Origin of the sequence: Acinetobacter sp. FDAARGOS_724, from assembly GCF_013364475.1 — a bacterium.
Lineage (GTDB): Bacteria > Pseudomonadota > Gammaproteobacteria > Pseudomonadales > Moraxellaceae > Acinetobacter > Acinetobacter variabilis.
The window spans coordinates 211,785-230,643 of sequence record NZ_CP054908.1; the positions used below are offsets into that span (position 1 = coordinate 211,785).

Here is an 18,859-nt window from a genome sequence, read left to right on the forward strand (position 1 = left end):
ATTAAATATAGGCAATTTATAGTTTGTCACCTATGATCAAATACACCCATAAAAATGGTGATTTTGAGGAATCTCGCATGGCAAAAACGGCTCGAACGCCTGGTCGCCGCTTTATGAAATTGGCTGGAATGACCGCAAGTATTGCAAGTAAAACCCTATCCAATTCGATTAAAAATTTAACTGCGGATGAAGAGCAGAAAAATGCTGCACGCAGTAAATTATTTCAGGATATTGGAGTACAGATTGCTGATACCTTGGGGGAAATGAAAGGTGCGGTGATGAAAGTCGGCCAGATTGCGTCGCAATATAAAGATATTTTTCCGCCTGAAGTTGCTCGAGCCATTTCCAAATTGCAGCGTCAGGCTCCACCGATGCCATTTAAAGAGATTCAATCACAGGTCGAAAAAGAATTGGGCAAGTCTTTGCAGGATCTATTCCAGCAGTTTGATGAGCAGCCTTTTGCCGCAGCCTCGATCGGACAGGTACATAAAGCGACTCTTCCCGATGGCCAGCAGGTTGTGGTCAAAGTGCAATATCCAGGAGTAGAAGAAGCCTGCGAAAGTGACCTGAAACAGGTTCGTCTCGCTTTGCGTTTGATGGGTGTACTGAAAATTGACCGCAAATTGCAGGATCAGCTATTCAAGGAAATCCAGCATAGTCTGGACAATGAACTCAATTATGAAATTGAGGCTCAGAATCTGGAAGTGGCGCGTGCCTTTCATGAATCGCTCGATCATCAAATTGTGATTCCGAAAGTATTTAGTGAATATTCTTCCCGCCATATTCTGACCCTAAGTCTGGAACAGGGTGAGAGTATGGAAACGGCCAGCCAATGGCCGCTAGAAACCCGTAATGCCCTAGGCCGCCGTCTATTCCGTGCAATTGGTCAGGAAATTTTCTATCTGAAACGTTTTCACTGTGATCCGCATCCAGGGAACTTTGCCTTCCGTGAAGATGGCTCGGTGATTATTTACGATTACGGCGGTGTTAAAACCCTTTCTACCGAGATCATTACTCATTTCAAAGAATTAATCCATGCAGCCCGTGACAAGGATATTTCGACTATTGAACAGCAACTAGATGCCCTGCATACCCTGACAGAGACCGGAAAATTCCCGGCCGATCTGTATGAGCAATGGCTAGAAGTACTGATGCGTCCTTTAACTACCAATTATGATTTTGCTGAAAACTCAGCACATCATGATGGAATGGAATTGCTCAAACCTTCTCTGAAATATTGGGATGTATTCAAACCTTCGCCAGATACCCTGATGGTAAATCGTACTATTTCCGGACAATACTGGAACCTGATTCATTTGAAAGTACATGATGATTTGAGTGATGTATTTGAGGAAATTGTGCCAAGTCGCAGTTAAGTTACAGTAATAAGCTTACAAGCTGTAACCCTACTTCACTTGAAATATCAAATGTTACATTATAACATTACTCTTAAATTACAAGAGGAATATTACGATGCGTCCAGACATTCATCCCGAATATCGAGAAGTTTTATTTCATGACACTAATGCTGATGCCTACTTCGTGATTGGCAGCACCATGACTTCTAGCCAGACCAAGGAATATGAAGGTAAAACCTATCCTTATGTCACCCTGGATATTTCGAGTGCTTCACATCCGTTTTATACCGGTGAGCAACGTCAAACCAGTAATGAAGGTCGCGTAGCGAGCTTTAACAAACGTTTTGCCCGTTTTAAACGTGGTTAAACTTAAAACCTCCGATTTTTTTCTCTCAATTTAAATCGTGGTTTATGTCAGGAAATTACCTCCAATTTCCTGGCTTTTTTATGCTTGTGGCAAAGTCAGCTGGGTTAAATAAAAGCCCACCCCCAGCATAAATACTCCGACAATCACACTAGAGATCACATAACTTAGGGCAATCGTGACTGCACCCTGCTTAAGCAGCTGAAAAGTTTCTAGACCAAAACTGGAAAAAGTCGTAAAGCCACCCAGGATGCCTATCATCAAAAATAGCCGCGCTTCACTTTGCAGGAAACTGTATTTCTGGCTAAAGGCAAAGAAAATCCCGGCACACAGGCAACCTATAATATTGATCCACCAGGTCGGCCACGGAAATAGCATCTGTGGTTTGGCAATCAACATTCCTGTTCCATAACGCAGTGTTGCCCCAATCGCGCCGCCCATTGCCACCAAAAGCCAGTTCATGTCTACTCCGTCTTTATTCGATTCGATCTTAAATCTTTCGTCAGCCGCCATGTGGGACGAGAATAATGAATAACATCATGCACCTAAAATTGCAGAATGAACATGGATCTTTGCCAAAAAATTGGTATATTCGACGCCATTCAAATTGATTTAAGTTTAGAGGGAATCTACATGGCTCAGGAATTACTGGCCCAATTGGCTGCGGGCGAACCTAAATTTGCAGATGTGATTGCATATATCGATGCGCACTATGCTCATACACCCACTGCTTTTAAAAATGGCCAACAGGCCAATGCTGCCACTGAGAACCAAGGCAGTGCCAAAGTATTTTCATTTGCCAAATTGAATGGCCTAGATCAGGCACAAACCTTGAGCCTGTTTGCAGAACACTATGCGGCTGTACTGGCCACACCAGAAGCAACGGATCACCAGAATATCCGCCAGTTCATGCAAAATGGCTGGGATGGCATTGCCTTTGAAGGTGAAGCTCTAGCTGCCAAATAAGTTATTCTGCCAAATAAAAAACCGCCTATTTCTGGCGGTTTTTTATATCAAACTAACAAAACAAGATGACATTCTTATTTAAGATTAAAATTATTTTTTGGAAGAAGTAACTCATTTAAAAAATGAAAAACTATGAGGCTTAAAATAAATTAAATATCAATAAAGCCTGGTCACCCAGAAGCATCCTAGGCCACCCTTTTAGAAAGCTTTAAAAGTTTTCCAGTTTTTAACCTTTACCTACTTTCTCAACCCACTTGATTGAGCTAACCCGAAACACTTCACAAGCACCATCACCAGTATCGGTTGGGGTTAAGGAAGATTTCCAGACGAGATCTTTATCACGTACTTCCACCAGTTCACCTTGCAAACGCACCAGATCACCACGTTTTACCTGTTTAATTGCTTTGGCAATTTGTGGATTGGCAGGAATGATGTGCATATTGGATACCATCTGTTTGGCTTGTTTAATGGGCACTGGCACGCGATCCATTTTCCAGTTCAGATAACGGTTATACTGATTGACTGTAATGTGCCGGGCAATTTCAGGTTGTGCAAACAGCCCCCAACTCACCGCATAATCGATCGGAGAGAACTTAGCCTGCTCGTCGTCGGTATAAATTTTTGATCCCAAAATACGGAAATCACCTTTAAACGGCTGCAAGACTGAAATAGATTGGTCTTTGGCCATCGGTGGCAGTCCTTTGGCAACATTATGGTCTACAGAAGTGTGACCATAAAGCGGTAGTAAAAGACTGGCCGCCAAGGCATAGTATCGAAGATGTTTGAACATAATTCTGTCTTTATTCCATCAAATCTTTTCAAGAATATTTTGCTTGATAGTACAATTTTTTTAATGAATAAATAGTTGAAATTAGTAACAAGTTGATCAATTTTGGTGAGCGGAGAGCTTTAGCTAATCTGATTATTTTCGGTTAATCTAAGCCTGTCTAAGAATCATTTGAATGCGACCATGCTGTATAAATTCTATCAACAACATATTTTTCCGCATCTGCTGAATCAGGTTATGCAGACCCCCTCCCTGATGGATTTACGCCGCGAATTATTATTGCCTATTACAGGTGAAGTTCTGGAAATTGGCTTTGGTACAGGACTGAATCTGCCTTTTTATCAGGCCGTAGATAAAGTCTATGCGCTGGAACCTAACCCGGACATTTTTAAACTGGCTGAGCAGCGCATCAGTCAAAGCCCTTTTGCAGTCGAACAGATTCAGGCGAGCGCAGAAGTCCTGCCTTTTGCAGAAAATAGTCTGGAAAATATCGTATCAACCTGGACCTTATGCAGTATTCCGGATCTGCATCAAAGTCTGCATGAAATTTACCAGGTTCTGAAGCCAGGCGGCCATTTTCATCTGGTTAAGCATGTATTAAACCGAGAGCATCTCAACATTCAGCGCTTGCAGCATTTACTCACCCCGATTCAGAAGAAAGTGGCAGATGGCTGTTATCTCAACCGGGATATTGAAACCGCTCTTTTAGAGGCTGGGTTTGAACTGGATGAAGTTCATTATATCGATGCAGAAGGTATTCCAAAGATTGGTCAGCGTATGCTGCTGGCACGAGTACATAAACCGCTTTAATCCAGCACTTTTAAATCAGTTATTCTAAACAGACGGCATTGGTCTGATCTTGGATTGCCTATTCCAACTTGAAATTCTTGCTGGCTAGTCGCTGATTTGACCTGTACCCAGTCCCCTTGCAGCCTGATCCGCTGATCTGCTTTTAAACGGCGAACCTTATTGGCAACAACTTCGCTGGCGGCAATCACACTCAGGTTCAGCAAATGAGGTTGAATGTTCGCAGGATTGGCCTGTGCGTCTGTAGCGGTCATATTGAAACAATGCCTGTCCTGCTCAAGCTTGAATGGTTTAAATACAGTACTGGATACTTTCGGTGCGACCAGTAACAGATCAATATTGCTGACATAGGCCAGATCATTAAAGCTTCCCACCACTGGACTGGCTGGATGAATGGTACGCCGCTCAGGCCCATAATACTGTTTAGCCAGTACGCGATATTCAGCCTGATGCGGCTCAATCGATTCTACCTGAAAATTTTTGAGTACTCCGGCCTGCTCCAGATTCGGAATCGCCCGAAAGTATTCCGACCAGATCCATAGTCCAAGCGCAAACAGTGCTGCGACAATAATCAGTTTATCCATAGTGTAGAGTTGAAGCTTGCTGTCCTTCAGTCTTCAAAATCAATCCGGATGGTTTCAAAACGTACCCGCCCTTCCTGAATGGCTTGAGCAATTGCCATCTGGCCTTTGGTCAGACGTGCACCCCCACTTTTAATATCAATCAACACCACTTCAATATCTTCAGCCAGCCCTTCACCATCACGAAAATCGGTATAACCATCAAAGACCACATAATCCACCGGATCACCTAAAAATTTGGCATCACTAGGCAGATATTGAAACTCTGGCATGATCGGTGCCAACTGCTCGGCCATTTTGCCTTTGAGTACCGCACGACTGGTATTCACACTGCGTTTTTGTGCAGCAACTAAAGCTTGCTGATGTTCCAGCTCCAGCTCGGCAATATATTGTTCATATTCTGCTTTAATTCGACCATTTCGCGTCTGGCCCAGAATCAGGGTAGTTAAAACCACTCCAATACAGGCACCAATCAGCATAGCCATTCCAATGGACATTCAATCTTCCTAATCTGCTTTATTTTGCTGCCTACCTTCGACTGAAGTTGAAAGGGTCTGCCATCCAGTAAGCCTGCAAAGAATGATATGCTAGGCGGGAGCAGAATTAAATCATCCAAGGTCATGAAAACTATTTTAGTTGCAAATCAGAAAGGCGGCTGTGGTAAAACCATTACTGCAATTAGCCTGGCAGCTGCCCTGGCACAAAAGGGTTATAGAGTTGCTCTGGCTGATGCGGACAGCCAGAAATCGACCTTGCAATGGTTGAAACATCGCCCAAAAGATGCCGCGCCGATTCAGAGTCTGGACTGGCGAAATGCCAAATCGATTGGGGATGCGCCTAAAAACTTGGAATATCTGATCATCGATGCACCCGGAGCGCTGAATGAAGATCATGCCGAGCAGTTAATCAGTGAAGCAGATGCCATCATTACCCCGCTGCAGCCTTCATTTTTTGATATTGATTCTACGCGCCGTTTTCTCAAGCACTTGCAGGACATTAAACGCATCCGTAAAGGCAAGGTTGAAATTCTGCTCCTCGCCAACCGCACCAAACCTAATGCAGCCAGCAATCAGGACATTCAGCAGTTTTTCAATAAAATTGATCAGCAACCGGTTGCCTGGATTTCTGAACGTGTACCCTATAGCCGACTGGCCATGCAAGGCCTGTCTATTTTTGACAAACAGCAGAAGATGTACCGGGAATTACAGGATCAATGGCAACCTTTATTGAATGCCATTATTGACGATCCAAGCCAATGGTTCTAGTTCTGTTATTTTTGCCTCTTCTTTTTATTCTTAGGAAAATAATCGTACTACTTCCTGTACTATCGTTTTCGATCGCTTTTTTTTCAGTTAATATGCCTGACATGACCTAAAAAAATGAGCTTCTAAATTCAGTGCAACAATACGCGCCCACACTACAAAAAGTCTTATTATTTGGACTGTTTTTCATTCTGATTTTTCTGAGTTTTCACATACTCAAGTATTTCATCATTCCTGTAGTTTGGGCAGCCATTATTGCGTACATGACCTGGCCGTTGTATCAGTCGATCTTAAGAATGAGTGGCAATCGGCCGACACTGAGTGCGACTATTATGATTCTGGGTGTGATTCTGGTGTTTGGTCTACCTTTTATTTTTGCCATTTTTATGCTGCAGCACGAAGGTCGGAACCTGTATTTTGAATTGCAAAAACAGGTATTCTCAGGTCATCTTAGCGTTCCAGATTTTATTCGCGGCCTACCACTTGTAGGTAAGGAAATTACCCGTACCCTGAATGAGATTAATGCCGATCCAAACAGCATTGCACAAACTATTTCGGTCTGGATTCAGGGTCATCTGAATTACGGTAAAGTTGTACTGAATGAAATCAGTAAAAATGTCTTCAAGCTGTGTTTTGCCGTACTGTCGTTATTCTTCTTCTACCGTGATGGTCATACCATTCTGAATCAGGTGCGTAAAGCCTTTGAGATGGTAGTCGGTCCACGTATTCACCATTATCTGGCGACAATTTCAGATACCACACGTGCGGTGGTCTATGGGGTAGGCTTAACAGCAATTGCCCAGTCTTTGCTGGCAGGTATCAGCTATTTCGTGGCTGGTGTACCGAACCCGATGGTACTGACCATTATCACCTTCATCTTTGCCTTAATTCCTTTTGGCCCTCCCGTTGCTTATGGTGCAGTTTCGCTATGGCTGTTCTCGCAAGGACAAACCATTGAAGCCGTTGGCGTCATGGTCTGGGGTGTCTGTATTGTGAGTACAGCGGACAACGTGATTCGTCCACTGGTCATTTCGGGTGCAACACAGATTCCATTCCTGCTGATTATGTTTGGTGTTTTGGGTGGTATTGCCAGCTTTGGTCTGGTTGGTGTCTTTATTGGACCGGTGATTCTGGCCGTACTACTGGCCATCTGGCGTGAATGGCTGCATGAAAGCAACCTGAACGAACCTTTGATGATGCCTAAAGCCACTATGGCGCATGAGGTTGAACCGAAGAAAAAATTCCGTCTGCGCCGTAACAAGGCACCGAAATCACAAGACTGACTGGCTTAAACAAATTAAAACATTTAAGTACTGATTTTCTATAGTGCTTTTGGTCTTGCTCTGTTTCAATAGATTCCGAAAAGCAGAATAAAGATCAAGGTGTGATAATTATGTCTTCATTATTTAAACTTACAGCTTTGTGCGCAGTCAGTGCCGCACTTTTTACCGGTTGCGCTTCAACCTCTACTTCGACTGAAAATGTTAAAACCGTGACCCTGAATGCAGTTTCTGCACAGGGCGTCGGTGAATCGATTGGTACCGTATTATTGAGTGACAGCCCGGCTGGCTTGGTGATTCGTACTAATCTGAAACAGCTTCCTGCGGGTGAGCGTGGTTTCCACATTCATGAAAATGGTTCATGTGCACCTGCCATGAAAGACGGCAAGATGGGCGCAGCACTGGCTGCAGGTAGCCATTACAATCCAAATCAGGCTCCACATCACGGTACGCCAACAACCGGTCATCTCGGTGATTTACCCGCATTGAAAGTTAATACAGATGGAACTGCACGTGTCACCCTGCTTGCGCCACGTCTGAAACTGGCTGATGTTCAGGGTCGTGCGATTATGGTACATGCCGGTGGCGACAATTATTCTGACAACCCATTACCATTGGGCGGTGGCGGTGAACGTATTGCCTGTGGTGTGATCTGATTTATTACAGATGATTAGCATTCAAAAACGGGCTTCTTGCCCGTTTTTTAGTAGACATTTCTTCTGAAATAGGCGCTTAAATTGCATTTAAAACCGGCAGTCAAATACCACGGATCATATTCTTGTGAATAGCTCAGATTCCATGTTACATCCTCTTCATCACATACTTAAAAAAGCCCTGTTGCCTTTTCAGTCCAGTGCCTTGATGACTTACTGTTTGCAGATGTTTATTGTGCTTTCAGGGACGACTTTCGGTCTAAAACTTCTCGGCTATGAGACCTTGATTGTTCCGGTCACTTTAGGAGCAATTGCCACTGCCCTGACCGATTTTGATGACCGTTTAAGTTTAAGGCTACGCAATCTGGGGCTGGTCATGCTGCTGTTTTTTGCAGTCAGTAGCATGCTGGAATTTCTGCATCCCTATAAAATCTGGTTTTCGCTCTGGTTATCACTTTCTAGTGCTGTATTTATCTTGATGGGTGCTTTGGGACAGCGTTATGCCACTATTTCTTTTGGCACTGTATTGCTGTCCATTTACACCATGTTTGGCTTGGGAGAATATGGACACTGGTATGAGCAGCCGCTTTATTTTGTAGTTGGGGTGGTGTGGTATGGCCTGACTTCTATCCTATTTTATCTGATTCGTCCAACTTTACAGGTTCAGGAAAATCTGTCCATCAACCTGCAACAGATGGCGGAGCTTCTATCGACCAAAGCCAAATTATTTGATCCCGATAATCAGAATAATGTCGAGCCGCTGCTCTACGAGCTTTCCTTAAAAAATACTCAAGTGATTGAAAGCTTTAACCGTACCAAAGATTCTTTACTGACCCGACTCAAAGCCTCGCGTCCGAATCATAAGACCATTTACTGGCTGAACCTTTATTTTCTGACTCAGGATATTCATGAGCAGGCAACTGCCAACTATCTGCATTATGAGCAGATTCACCAGCATTTTAGCCGTACCGATCTGATTTTTCGCATTCAGAAAAATTTTCACTTGCAGGCACTTGCCTGTCAGCAGCTGGCTGCTTGTGTACTGCGTAATGAAACCTATCAACTTCCTGAACAGCATCAGCTGGCACTCAAAGCATTAGAAGCCTCCATGCAGGACTGGATTGCCCAGCATCCACAGAATATTGAGGTAAAAAACTTACAGCTCATTCTGAGCAATCTGCTCAGTGTGCATGAACAGCTGCAACATTTGCAGGATAAACAAGCCATTTACCGTCCGGATTATCCAAAGCATTTTGATGATTCCAGCCTGTTTGATGATGACCTGCGTGGACCCGCAGATTTCTGGCTGAAATTAAAACCCCATTTGGGACCACAATCGGCGCTGTTTCGTCATGCGGTGCGGATCGCTTTGGTCTTTCTGGTTGGCTATGCCATTTCTCTATTGCCCTTTGCCAAAAATGGCTACTGGATATTGCTGACCAGTCTGTTTGTCTGCCAGATCAGTTATTTCGCTACCAAAAGCCGTTTAAAACTGCGGACTTTAGGTACATTGCTCGGTGTCATTTTAGGCATCCCGATCCTGTATTTTGTACCAAGTATTGAAGGCCAGTTGCTGCTTACTGTGATTTTCGGTGTCGGTTTTTTCTATTTGCGTTCCAAGAAATATGCCATGGCCACGTTGATGGCAACCTTGGTGGTACTGCTGATTTTCAATCTGAAAGGCGCTGGCTATGCAGTCATTCTGCCACGCATTATCGATACCCTGATTGGTTGTCTGATTGCCTGGCTGGCGGTCAGTTGTATCTGGCCGGACTGGAATTTCCGGAATATTTCTAGCAATATTAAAAAGTCTTCCCAAGCGACGCTGAACTATTTACTGGCTATTCTGGAGCAATATCAGCATGGCAAAAATAACAGTATTGCTTATCGGACAGCGCGTCGTTTGGCCCACAATGCCCAGATTGACCTTTCCAATATGATTTCGAGTCTGAGTACCGAACCGAATCCAGATCCAGTGCTAATTCGCAATGCCTTTCGCTATCTGGTTTATAGTCACAGTCAGCTCAGTTATATTTCCGCATTGGGTAGCCATCGCGAACAGGTATCTGATCCACAAATTTTGCAACTGCTATCTGCCTGTCAGCAGACTTTAACCTCTGCCCTATCAAATCCTGAAAATGTACCGCAGCAGAACATTCAGGACCAACTGGCAGAAATCCGGCAGCTGAGTCAGCAGGAGCATATTTCCACCCACCTGCTGCTAGTACTTAAACAGATCAGTTTGTTACTGGAAACCTTGCCTGAATTATTGTCTTTAAGGCAGCAGTTACTGGCGGTTGAAATAAAATAACCAAGCAGATTACTAGGATATAAGTATCTAAAATAATTAATTTTATTCTATAAATTTCTTTTGCTTAAATCGGCAGATTGGGTACACTCAAGCCTGATTGAATAGAACATAGAAGAGTGAGTGCGCGTGAATATTAAAACTTTACGTCTGGTTGGATTGCTTGAAGGTATTTCATTTCTGTTGCTGTTATTTATTGCCATGCCGGTCAAGTACATGATGGATAACCCGATTCTGGTGAAATATATCGGCATGGGTCACGGCGTACTTTTTGTGCTTTTTCTTGTGGTGTTATTTGCTGTCTGTGAAAAACAGAAATGGTCTCTGAGTATGTTTATTCTGGGCTTGATCGCGTCAATTCTGCCGTTTGGACCATTTATCTTTGATATGAAATTAAAGAAGTTGGAGCAGCCGGCTGAAGCTTAACTTTTGGATTCTAATTATTATTAAATCCATCATGGACGTTTTCTCTCCTTTTAGGAGATAAGCAGCACTGCTGCGCAAGGGTGAGGTTATTTTATTAATATTTCCCTCTCTCTAACTCTCTCCCATAGGGAGAGAACATTCAATACATTTATTTGAGGCACATAAAGTAAATAGCTTCATTCGATTAAACATTTAAAAGGAAGGAATTCTTCTAAAACTCCCCTCGCTCTTTTCTTTCCAGCATCACCTGTTTTAGCTGCATACGTGGCAAGCTAAACCAGAGTGCAATTAAAATAAACGAGGCGCCGCAATAAGCCAAAAGATCAAAAGCTTCATAAGCAATTCTGACCACTTCAATCACGATAAAGAAACTCAGCATCATCAAGATAGATACCGTTGCCGCAACCGTGCCTTTAGACACTTCAGATGACATCAGCGCAAAACGGTACAATACTGAGAAGCTGATCCCTTCACCCAGACTGATGCAAGTGGTACCGATAATCAGACAATGCAGAAAATAGTCTGGAATCAATATTCCCACTAACAACAAAATGGTTCCGAACAGCATCAATGGCACACCCAGCATTACTGTTTTACCGAGCGGCATCTTGTCGATAATTTTTAGCAGAATGATATTGCCCAGAATCAGGCCACCCAATACCGGAAACTGAGCCAAGCCATATTGCATGCTGCTCAAGCCTAGTTCTTCAACCAGAATCACGGGAGATAATGCAATCCATAGCATCAATGGCAAGCTCACCAGCGGTAATGCCATGGTCATGATCACGAAACGCTTATTTTTCAGGACCTGCTTAAAGTCATCGATAATATAGCTGAGTGGCTGTTTGGGAATACTGATATTCGGATTCGGCATCTTCGCTTTTAGTCCAAACCAGCTCAGAAATGCCAGACAGGCAATGCCGATAAAACCCCAGTGCCATGAGACATGGTCAATCATAAAGGCACCGACTACTGGCCCTAAAAGTGGTGCCAGCAAGGAAACATTGGCCATAAGTGCCATGACTTTAATGGCATCGCGTTCTTCAAAACTTTCCTGAATCGCGGCATAACCCACAGCAGCAATAAAGGACAAGCCAAAACCTTGTAAAAAGCGCAGGAACAGGAAGCTTTGAATATTCGGTGTGAGTAAAATCGCCAGACAGCAGATTACAAAAAATGCTACGCCACCCAGCAGGACTTTTTTACGGCCTAATCGGTCTGATAAGGGTCCTAAAATTGCGGCAACAAATGCCCCACCTAACAGGAAAAAGGACATAGAAGATGGTGCCCAGGAACTGCTTACGCCAAAATCACGGGTAATGGCCAACATGGCCGGCTGGATCAGGTCATTACAGATATAGACGGAGAATTCAAACAGTACCAGTGCCAGAGGAAACATCAGTGTGGCACTGGTCAGTTTTTGGGTCTGGATATTTTGCATGGGAGTTGTTATTGCCAGTTTGTCCGTTAATAGCAGACCGAACTTTATCTAAAATAGAGAAGAATAATTTTAGCAGAGTACTATTTTTAAATCCGTTCTCTTTTTGAAGGGTCTAATCAAAATATTATATTTTTCTCTTTCTGAATTAACCTCAAATCATCCGGTTCATAAGCACGAGTGAAAAACTAAAAATTAAAAGAATTTATAGCTCTTCCAAGTTAATTCAATAAATATTATATACTTATGATAATTAAGTAAATTATACAGTATTCCAGTCTTGAAACCATTTTTCTTTTCTAGAATCTTCAAAAGGAAGAAGTTGTTCTACTAACTCTATAATCAGTTGATCAATATCTTTTGCTATCGAATATCCTAAAGTTATTTTTGAAATACTCCCACTTTTTAATTGGTCACTACAGTCCAATCTAGAGTAATGATAGTTGGCCCTATCCGTAATAAGTTTATCAATATAATCAATATGCCCTTCTGCTGAAAAATGGTCTTGAGGAAAAAACCTTACCAAACTTAACCAACAGAATCTTAAGAACCATATTAAATCTTCATTACCTTTCATTATATTAAGCGTGATGCCACTATCCCAATTAACATGACAATTTAAATAGACTTCTCTTTTCAGAGCGGGTAAAGAAAAAATAAAAATTTTATCTGCCTCTAGTTCATTATCTTTCTCACGATACAATAATTTTTCTCGTAGGATTTTTTCTGATTTTATTTTATCGTAGTTAGTATGAAACCTATTTAAGTAGAATAGTGAAAGTGAAGCTAAAAATCCCCCAATAACACCAATTGTGGCGGCTAATATATTTGAGTCCATTAATTCCTCTTTTCTAAAACAAAAAAGCGCATCAACAAGATACGCTTTTAACGAAGTTTTGTTTAAAGATCAAACATTATTATGGACAGACTGCTTTCTGGAAAGTTTTGGTATTTGAACCACGTACACATTGATAGAGCTTCTCAGTATTGTGCATTTTCCAGTTCTTCTCTTCTTTTCTGAAATGATAAATGGTCTGAATTGATCTCACCGAATCATCCATCAGACCTGTTTCAGTCACTTTCACCTGTCCAACCGTCGGTGACTCAACACGATTAAAGAACTGACGAATCTCGACTGTTGCCAGTTCTTCACGCAGGTCAGGCCTCATTTTAAGCACCTGATCCAAAGGTGTATCTGAAGAAGACTGCACTCTTGCAATCACTTTTTGGGTGGTTGTACAACCTGATGTCATCACACCCAGACCTAAAATTGTAACCGCCAATAACCGTAACATATTGTTTAACCCAGATTATCTTTATTATGCAGAAATTATCATGCCGGGCTTTTCAGCTTAACGCTATTTAGACTCTGTAAGTCCAGTTACAGAGCAATAAAAAAAGCGCACCTTTCGATGCGCTTTTGTAAATCTATTCTGATTAAAGATCGAATAGTTTGCCTGGGTTCATAATGCCATTTGGATCGAACACTTTTTTCAAGGCTTTCATGTATTCGATTTCTTCAGCTGAACGGGTGTATTCAAGATAAGGTTTCTTGGTCATACCCACACCATGTTCCGCAGAAATTGAACCGTCATATTTTTTCACGGTATCAAATACGTACTTGTTCACGACTTGGCATTTCGCAAAGAATTCATCTTTGGCCAGGTCAGCCGGTTTCAGGATATTCAAGTGCAGGTTACCGTCACCGATATGACCGAACCAGCAGATTTCGAAGTCTGGGTAGTTTTCATTCACGATCGAATCGATTTCTTTAATGAATGCCGGTACGTGAGTGATCAGTACAGAGATGTCATTTTTATACGGAATGAATGGAGCGATTGACTCAGAGATGTCTTCACGCAGACGCCATAGGCTATGTACTTGCTCAAGACTTTGGCTCATCACGCCATCCAGCACCCAACCCTGTTCCATACAGTGCTCGAAGATTTCCATCGCCTTGTCCATAATTGGCTCAAACGGCGCTTCAAATTCAAGCAATACATAGAATGGACATTCAGTTTCAAATGGACGCTGTACGTGACCATTGGCCAGTACTTTTTGCATCGCCAGCTCACCGAAGAACTCGAATGCAGTCAGGTCGATTTTTGCCTGGAATGCATGTAACACTGGCATGATCGCATCAAAATCAGGTACGCCCAGTACCAGCACTTGCAGGTCTTGTGGCTGACGCTCAAGTTTGATTTCTGCTTCAGTGACTAAACCTAAAGTACCTTCACCACCGATGAACAGGTGTTGTAACGCATAACCAGTCGCGTTCTTGATCATGCCCTTGTTCAGACGCAGTACATCACCTTTACCAGTCACCACAGTCAGGCCAAGCACCCAGTTACGGGTCATGCCGTATTTGATCACTTTAATTCCGCCAGCATTGGTTCCGATGTTCCCGCCGATCTGGCTTGAACCAGAAGAGGCAAAATCTACCGGGTAATACATGCCCTGCTCTTCAGCATAGTTTTGCAGCTGTTCAGTCACCACACCGGCCTGTACGCGCACCATACGGTCTGCCGGGAAGAATTCCAGAATCTGGTTCATCTTGTCCATGCTCACCACAATCTCACCATTCGCAGCGACAGCGCCTGCAGAAAGACCTGTACGACCACCTGATGGAGTCACTGCAACATTGAACTGGTTGGCAAGCTTCACAATTGTTTGAACCTGTTCAGTCGAAGATGGGAAAACGATGACCGATGGGTTTGGATCAAAGTGTTTGGTATGATCACGACCCCAATTCTGGAGGCTGTCCGCATCAGTTTTAATACGGTTTTCACCCACAATTGCAGTCAATTGGGTCAATAACTCTGGGGTTAAAGCGACTGGAGCATTCATCGTTTGCAGACCTAGCATGAATTAAACAAGAGAGACCTCGCCGGTTTATTTGTATATTTTTCAGGCATTAAAACCTGTATACAAAGCAGGCGAAACATGATGATTAAAGCACCAAAACTGGCAGCTTAAACAGCATGGCGCAATATTATAAGCTATTTTTGGGGCTTTCCCTTAAAAAATGACAATTTTGATAATATACCTTTGAAAATGATAGTTTAATTCAACCAGTTCTATCATTTTCACTACTATCACTTGCAAAAATAGCTGATATTGTAGTCATCAAGGAAATGTATAACCGCCCCATTCCTGTGCTATTATACGGCGACTAAATTTGGCCTTTGTAGCGGAGCCGTAATGAGCCAACATCTATCTCTACCTAAAGATAAAATCCGTTTTCTATTGTTAGAAGGCGTTCACCAGAACGCAATTGACACATTGAATGCAGCTGGATATACCAATATCGACTATCGCAAAACAGCGCTTGAGGGTGAAGCACTGAAAGAAGCGATTAAAGATGCACACTTCATTGGTATCCGTTCCCGTACTCAGCTCACTGAAGAAGTGTTTGAAGCTGCGAACAAACTGATCGCGGTAGGTTGTTTCTGTATCGGTACCAACCAAGTGAATCTGGATGCAGCAATGCGTCGCGGTATTCCGGTATTCAACGCACCGTATTCAAACACACGTTCAGTTGCTGAACTTGTACTTGCTGAAGCGATTCTTTTGCTTCGCCGTGTACCTGAAAAATCTACAGATACACATGCAGGCGGCTGGAACAAATCTGCTGTAGGTTCGTTTGAAACTCGTGGTAAGACTTTAGGTATCGTTGGTTACGGTTCAATTGGTTCACAACTTTCTGTCCTTGCTGAAAGCCTGGGTATGAAAGTGATCTATTTCGACACAGTGACTAAATTACCACTCGGTAATGCACGTCAGGTCGGCACAATGGGCGAACTTCTTGCAAATGCCGATGTTGTTTCTATTCACGTTCCTGATGTTCCGTCTACACGTAACTTCATGACCAAAGAACAATTCGCGCAAATGAAAGAAGGTTCAATCTTCATCAATGCGGCACGTGGTACATGTGTTGTGATCGAAGATCTGGCTGAAGCATTGAAATCTGGCCACCTTGCAGGTGCTGCGGTTGACGTATTCCCGAAAGAGCCTAAAGCAAATGGCGAAGAATTCGTTTCTCCACTACGCAACATTCCAAATGTGATCCTGACTCCACACGTGGGCGGTTCTACGATGGAAGCTCAGGCAAACATCGGTCTGGAAGTTGCTGAGAAATTTGTAGCTTATTCAGATAAAGGTATGACGCTTTCTGCGGTGAACTTCCCAGAAATCGCGCTTCCATTAACTGAAGGCAAACACCGTCTGCTTCACATCCACAAAAACATCCCGGGTGTTCTGTCTAAGATTAACAATCTGTTTGCTGAACACGGCATCAACATCTCTGGTCAGTCTTTAATGACCAAAGGTGATGTAGGTTACCTGGTGATGGATGTAGACGCGACTGCATCTAAAGAAGCACTTGATACGCTACACGAAGTTGAAGGCACGATTCGCGTACGCGTATTGTTCTAATTCAACTACTGAAAAAACCGCAGGCTTCGGTCTGCGGTTTTTTTTATTTTTTAGGGATTTATTTTCCCTGAGTACAGTCCGCTCCTGTGCGCCGTATTCGGTTACTTCGAAGCCAAATTTAGTCATGCCAGATTTTAAAATTGCACCGATGGTGCAAGCGCCACTGATTTTGCTAATCGCCATGATCAGCATGCAAAGCAGTGGCTCCTTTGCCAAATATCTGTTTGGCCAGTTCCCGATCCTGACCGTCTCAGCCATGCGCCTGCTCTTAGGTGCAGCCGTGTTGGCGTTGATTTTTAAAATCTGGCAAATCAATTTCCGTCAGGTGAAATGGTCAGCGATTATCAGCTATGGCTTGGCATTAGCTGGCATGAATATGCTGTTCTATCTGGCGATTGATCGCCTGCCACTTGGTATTGCAGTTTCTTTTGAATTTATTGGGCCCTTAAGTGTTGCGCTTTTTCATGCCCGGCAGAAGTTTGATTTTATCTGGGTCGGACTGGCAATTCTAGGGCTGGTGCTGCTGTTTCCCTTTGATCAGGCCGTACACCCACTTGATCCGATTGGTATTCTATTTGCCTTGAGTGCAGGTGCCTGCTGGGCACTGTATATCGTGGCCGGACAAAAACCTTCGGGTGTATCAGGGAATCATACCGTGTGTCTGGGCATGTTCGTCGGCATGCTGGTACTGATGCCAATTGCACTCTTTGCAGGAATGCCAGCTCATACTTTTGAACCAATCAGCCTGATGTACTTTTTAGCTCTGGCAATATTGGCCAGTGCACTGCCCTTTACCCTGGAAATGATTGCACTTAGAAATTTAACCGCTTTGAGTTTTGGAACCTTGATGAGTCTGGAACCTGCAATTGCAGCATTTTCCGGTTTTATCTTTTTGGGTGAAACTTTATTATGGACCCAATGGCTGGCATTAGGCACAATCATTAGCGCTTCAATTGGCTGTACGGTGACCACACAAAGAAGAAAGCATTAAATAAAAAAGGCGCTCAAGCGCCTTTTTTAATAACCTATTTAATTTTAGCGTGGCGTTGCATCTTTAATAGCCGTATTTAATGCAGTAGCTGCTGTCACATTATAGCCATCACATGCCGAAGCAAGATGGTCATACAGGTAATCTGTCCATTTAAGCATTAGAGGAGTTGCACCCTCTTCCCTTAAATTGTCCAAGGCAGCTTTTCTTGCCTGAGCAATATAATCGGCATGATCAATATGCTCTCCATGTTCCGAGAAAGTACTGGAATAAATTTCACCCTGATATTCGATCGCACCAAAGTATTTATAATATTGCTGGGCATCGTCTTTATATTCGGCTTTTTTAAATTTCAGGTTAGCCATCGTGCCATCTAAAATGGTTTTCGCCATCTCTTGAACAGACTCGCCTGTCTGCCATTCAGACAGTGTACGATAGCCAGTTTTGATATCCGGATCAAATTCAATAAATTCTTCCTCAGGATGCTCCGCCAGAATACGGAAACATTTAGATCCGTTCGGGAAAGTACGCGCCTTCTGCAAACTGACAAAATTGGTAGCAAACTGATTGTAATATTTACGCTCAGCATCCATGGTATCAGTATCAAAGAAAACTCTGGTCTCGGTATCGTCATACATCTTCACGACAGTAATATTGGTACGTTCAGTTAAGGCTTTACCTGACAGGTCGTACCACTCCAGGTGTCGATGATTACTGATGTTATTTTCCGGAATAGTGACGGGACGACTGGTAAATTGTTCAGAAGTATTTTCCAGTACTTTTTCCAGTTTATAACCTAATGCTGTACGGGCACGATCTGCAGGGAATACACCTTTTTCTGTGACATAAATTGGGAAGGTCATATCTTCGTCAAGATCATATTCAGTATCAACAGCCCGGTTATCATCTGCATACAAAATGCCGTCAGTAATTTTATTTTTATGGCTGGCCAATAGAAGCTTTTCCGACTCCATATCTGAAGCATCAATATTCGGCAGGTTGAACTGATAGGTATAGAATTCAGAAATCGTATCTGATGTTCCATCACCATTATCCGGAGTTCCAGGATTGCTCGGATTACCAGGATTGGTTGGGGTTGGTTGACCTGCGACTGGCTCGTTATTATCAGAATCAGAGCCACCACATGCAGTCAGCATAAGGCTCAAGACAGCACAAGAGAGTAATCTTAATTTCATTATTATCTACC

Annotated in this window: 20 protein-coding genes; 11 read left to right on the top strand and 9 right to left on the bottom strand. The window is 43.0% G+C overall.

Going from position 1 to position 18,859, the window contains the following annotated elements:
• Positions 1-77 precede the first annotated feature (77 nt).
• The gene (locus FOC32_RS02345) at positions 78-1,376 is read left to right on the top strand and encodes an ABC1 kinase family protein (protein WP_004787005.1); all 1,299 of its coding nucleotides are present in this window, start codon (positions 78-80) and stop codon (positions 1,374-1,376) included.
• 97 nt (positions 1,377-1,473) lie between these two features.
• Positions 1,474-1,725, top strand: a complete 252-nt coding sequence (locus tag FOC32_RS02350) for a type B 50S ribosomal protein L31 (RefSeq protein ID WP_004787006.1) — start codon at positions 1,474-1,476, stop codon at positions 1,723-1,725.
• Between the two features lie 78 nt (positions 1,726-1,803).
• On the opposite strand, the gene crcB is transcribed toward FOC32_RS02350, so the two are convergent.
• The gene (crcB, locus tag FOC32_RS02355; RefSeq protein ID WP_175966176.1) at positions 1,804-2,184 is read right to left on the bottom strand and encodes a fluoride efflux transporter CrcB; all 381 of its coding nucleotides are present in this window, start codon (positions 2,182-2,184) and stop codon (positions 1,804-1,806) included.
• Positions 2,185-2,355: 171 nt separating this feature from the next.
• Here crcB and FOC32_RS02360 point away from each other — a divergent pair, with 171 nt between their 5' ends.
• Positions 2,356-2,688 carry a HopJ type III effector protein gene (locus FOC32_RS02360; protein ID WP_175966178.1) on the top strand — a complete coding sequence of 111 codons (333 nt, stop codon included), beginning with the start codon at positions 2,356-2,358 and terminating at the stop codon, positions 2,686-2,688.
• 226 nt (positions 2,689-2,914) lie between these two features.
• Here the strand turns inward: FOC32_RS02360 and FOC32_RS02365 are convergent, their stop codons facing one another.
• Positions 2,915-3,478 (bottom strand): hypothetical protein, encoded by a 564-nt coding sequence (locus FOC32_RS02365; RefSeq protein ID WP_175966180.1) that lies wholly within the window; start codon positions 3,476-3,478, stop codon positions 2,915-2,917.
• Positions 3,479-3,658: 180 nt separating this feature from the next.
• Between FOC32_RS02365 and FOC32_RS02370 the strand changes: the two genes are divergently transcribed.
• On the top strand, positions 3,659-4,285 hold the full coding sequence (locus FOC32_RS02370; RefSeq protein ID WP_175966182.1) for a class I SAM-dependent methyltransferase: 627 nt from the start codon (positions 3,659-3,661) through the stop codon (positions 4,283-4,285).
• Here FOC32_RS02370 and FOC32_RS02375 read toward each other — a convergent pair.
• Both FOC32_RS02375 and FOC32_RS02380 read right to left on the bottom strand, forming a co-directional pair.
• On the bottom strand, positions 4,282-4,866 hold the full coding sequence (locus tag FOC32_RS02375; protein ID WP_175966184.1) for a hypothetical protein: 585 nt from the start codon (positions 4,864-4,866) through the stop codon (positions 4,282-4,284). The two genes, FOC32_RS02370 and FOC32_RS02375, sit on opposite strands and share 4 nt — an antisense overlap.
• Positions 4,867-4,892: 26 nt before the next feature.
• The gene (locus FOC32_RS02380) at positions 4,893-5,360 is read right to left on the bottom strand and encodes a Holliday junction resolvase-like protein (protein WP_004787020.1); all 468 of its coding nucleotides are present in this window, start codon (positions 5,358-5,360) and stop codon (positions 4,893-4,895) included.
• 123 nt (positions 5,361-5,483) lie between these two features.
• Between FOC32_RS02380 and FOC32_RS02385 the strand changes: the two genes are divergently transcribed.
• The 5 genes from FOC32_RS02385 (at position 5,484) to FOC32_RS02405 (ending at position 10,792) form a co-directional block, all read left to right on the top strand.
• Entirely contained in the window at positions 5,484-6,128 is a 645-nt protein-coding gene (locus FOC32_RS02385; protein ID WP_175966185.1) for a ParA family protein, read from the top strand.
• A gap of 131 nt (positions 6,129-6,259) precedes the next feature.
• Entirely contained in the window at positions 6,260-7,408 is a 1,149-nt protein-coding gene (locus tag FOC32_RS02390; protein ID WP_034169693.1) for an AI-2E family transporter, read from the top strand.
• A gap of 110 nt (positions 7,409-7,518) precedes the next feature.
• The gene (sodC, locus tag FOC32_RS02395; protein WP_005233664.1) at positions 7,519-8,061 is read left to right on the top strand and encodes a superoxide dismutase family protein; all 543 of its coding nucleotides are present in this window, start codon (positions 7,519-7,521) and stop codon (positions 8,059-8,061) included.
• A gap of 142 nt (positions 8,062-8,203) precedes the next feature.
• Positions 8,204-10,369 carry a YccS family putative transporter gene (gene yccS, locus FOC32_RS02400; protein ID WP_175966186.1) on the top strand — a complete coding sequence of 722 codons (2,166 nt, stop codon included), beginning with the start codon at positions 8,204-8,206 and terminating at the stop codon, positions 10,367-10,369.
• 126 nt (positions 10,370-10,495) lie between these two features.
• On the top strand, positions 10,496-10,792 hold the full coding sequence (locus FOC32_RS02405; RefSeq protein WP_004787034.1) for a DUF3817 domain-containing protein: 297 nt from the start codon (positions 10,496-10,498) through the stop codon (positions 10,790-10,792).
• A 211-nt stretch (positions 10,793-11,003) separates the two neighbouring features.
• Here the strand turns inward: FOC32_RS02405 and FOC32_RS02410 are convergent, their stop codons facing one another.
• From FOC32_RS02410 to FOC32_RS02425, 4 genes are all read right to left on the bottom strand, one after another.
• A complete protein-coding gene (locus FOC32_RS02410) occupies positions 11,004-12,233 on the bottom strand; it encodes an MFS transporter (RefSeq protein ID WP_175966187.1) in 1,230 nt (409 codons plus the stop codon).
• Between the two features lie 259 nt (positions 12,234-12,492).
• Entirely contained in the window at positions 12,493-13,068 is a 576-nt protein-coding gene (locus tag FOC32_RS02415) for a hypothetical protein (RefSeq protein ID WP_175966188.1), read from the bottom strand.
• A 79-nt stretch (positions 13,069-13,147) separates the two neighbouring features.
• The gene (locus FOC32_RS02420; protein WP_175966189.1) at positions 13,148-13,525 is read right to left on the bottom strand and encodes a hypothetical protein; all 378 of its coding nucleotides are present in this window, start codon (positions 13,523-13,525) and stop codon (positions 13,148-13,150) included.
• Positions 13,526-13,667: 142 nt separating this feature from the next.
• Positions 13,668-15,077 (bottom strand): FAD-binding oxidoreductase, encoded by a 1,410-nt coding sequence (locus tag FOC32_RS02425; protein ID WP_175966190.1) that lies wholly within the window; start codon positions 15,075-15,077, stop codon positions 13,668-13,670.
• A gap of 354 nt (positions 15,078-15,431) precedes the next feature.
• Here FOC32_RS02425 and serA point away from each other — a divergent pair, with 354 nt between their 5' ends.
• Both serA and FOC32_RS02435 read left to right on the top strand, forming a co-directional pair.
• A complete protein-coding gene (gene serA, locus FOC32_RS02430; RefSeq protein WP_004787044.1) occupies positions 15,432-16,664 on the top strand; it encodes a phosphoglycerate dehydrogenase in 1,233 nt (410 codons plus the stop codon).
• Positions 16,665-16,788: 124 nt separating this feature from the next.
• Positions 16,789-17,655 carry an EamA family transporter gene (locus FOC32_RS02435; protein ID WP_175966191.1) on the top strand — a complete coding sequence of 289 codons (867 nt, stop codon included), beginning with the start codon at positions 16,789-16,791 and terminating at the stop codon, positions 17,653-17,655.
• 44 nt (positions 17,656-17,699) lie between these two features.
• On the opposite strand, the gene FOC32_RS02440 is transcribed toward FOC32_RS02435, so the two are convergent.
• On the bottom strand, positions 17,700-18,848 hold the full coding sequence (locus FOC32_RS02440) for a hypothetical protein (protein ID WP_175966192.1): 1,149 nt from the start codon (positions 18,846-18,848) through the stop codon (positions 17,700-17,702).
• Positions 18,849-18,859: the final 11 nt, after the last annotated feature.

Coding starts and splice junctions, on each gene's coding strand:
- FOC32_RS02345 (WP_004787005.1), top strand. CDS start 78: ATGGCAAAAACGGCTCGAACGCCTGGTCGCCGCTTTATGAAATTGGCT.
- FOC32_RS02350 (WP_004787006.1), top strand. CDS start 1,474: ATGCGTCCAGACATTCATCCCGAATATCGAGAAGTTTTATTTCATGAC.
- crcB (WP_175966176.1), bottom strand. CDS start 2,184: ATGAACTGGCTTTTGGTGGCAATGGGCGGCGCGATTGGGGCAACACTG.
- FOC32_RS02360 (WP_175966178.1), top strand. CDS start 2,356: ATGGCTCAGGAATTACTGGCCCAATTGGCTGCGGGCGAACCTAAATTT.
- FOC32_RS02365 (WP_175966180.1), bottom strand. CDS start 3,478: ATGTTCAAACATCTTCGATACTATGCCTTGGCGGCCAGTCTTTTACTA.
- FOC32_RS02370 (WP_175966182.1), top strand. CDS start 3,659: ATGCTGTATAAATTCTATCAACAACATATTTTTCCGCATCTGCTGAAT.
- FOC32_RS02375 (WP_175966184.1), bottom strand. CDS start 4,866: ATGGATAAACTGATTATTGTCGCAGCACTGTTTGCGCTTGGACTATGG.
- FOC32_RS02380 (WP_004787020.1), bottom strand. CDS start 5,360: ATGTCCATTGGAATGGCTATGCTGATTGGTGCCTGTATTGGAGTGGTT.
- FOC32_RS02385 (WP_175966185.1), top strand. CDS start 5,484: ATGAAAACTATTTTAGTTGCAAATCAGAAAGGCGGCTGTGGTAAAACC.
- sodC (WP_005233664.1), top strand. CDS start 7,519: ATGTCTTCATTATTTAAACTTACAGCTTTGTGCGCAGTCAGTGCCGCA.
- yccS (WP_175966186.1), top strand. CDS start 8,204: ATGTTACATCCTCTTCATCACATACTTAAAAAAGCCCTGTTGCCTTTT.
- FOC32_RS02410 (WP_175966187.1), bottom strand. CDS start 12,233: ATGCAAAATATCCAGACCCAAAAACTGACCAGTGCCACACTGATGTTT.
- FOC32_RS02415 (WP_175966188.1), bottom strand. CDS start 13,068: ATGGACTCAAATATATTAGCCGCCACAATTGGTGTTATTGGGGGATTT.
- FOC32_RS02420 (WP_175966189.1), bottom strand. CDS start 13,525: ATGTTACGGTTATTGGCGGTTACAATTTTAGGTCTGGGTGTGATGACA.
- FOC32_RS02425 (WP_175966190.1), bottom strand. CDS start 15,077: ATGAATGCTCCAGTCGCTTTAACCCCAGAGTTATTGACCCAATTGACT.
- serA (WP_004787044.1), top strand. CDS start 15,432: ATGAGCCAACATCTATCTCTACCTAAAGATAAAATCCGTTTTCTATTG.
- FOC32_RS02435 (WP_175966191.1), top strand. CDS start 16,789: ATGCCAGATTTTAAAATTGCACCGATGGTGCAAGCGCCACTGATTTTG.
- FOC32_RS02440 (WP_175966192.1), bottom strand. CDS start 18,848: ATGAAATTAAGATTACTCTCTTGTGCTGTCTTGAGCCTTATGCTGACT.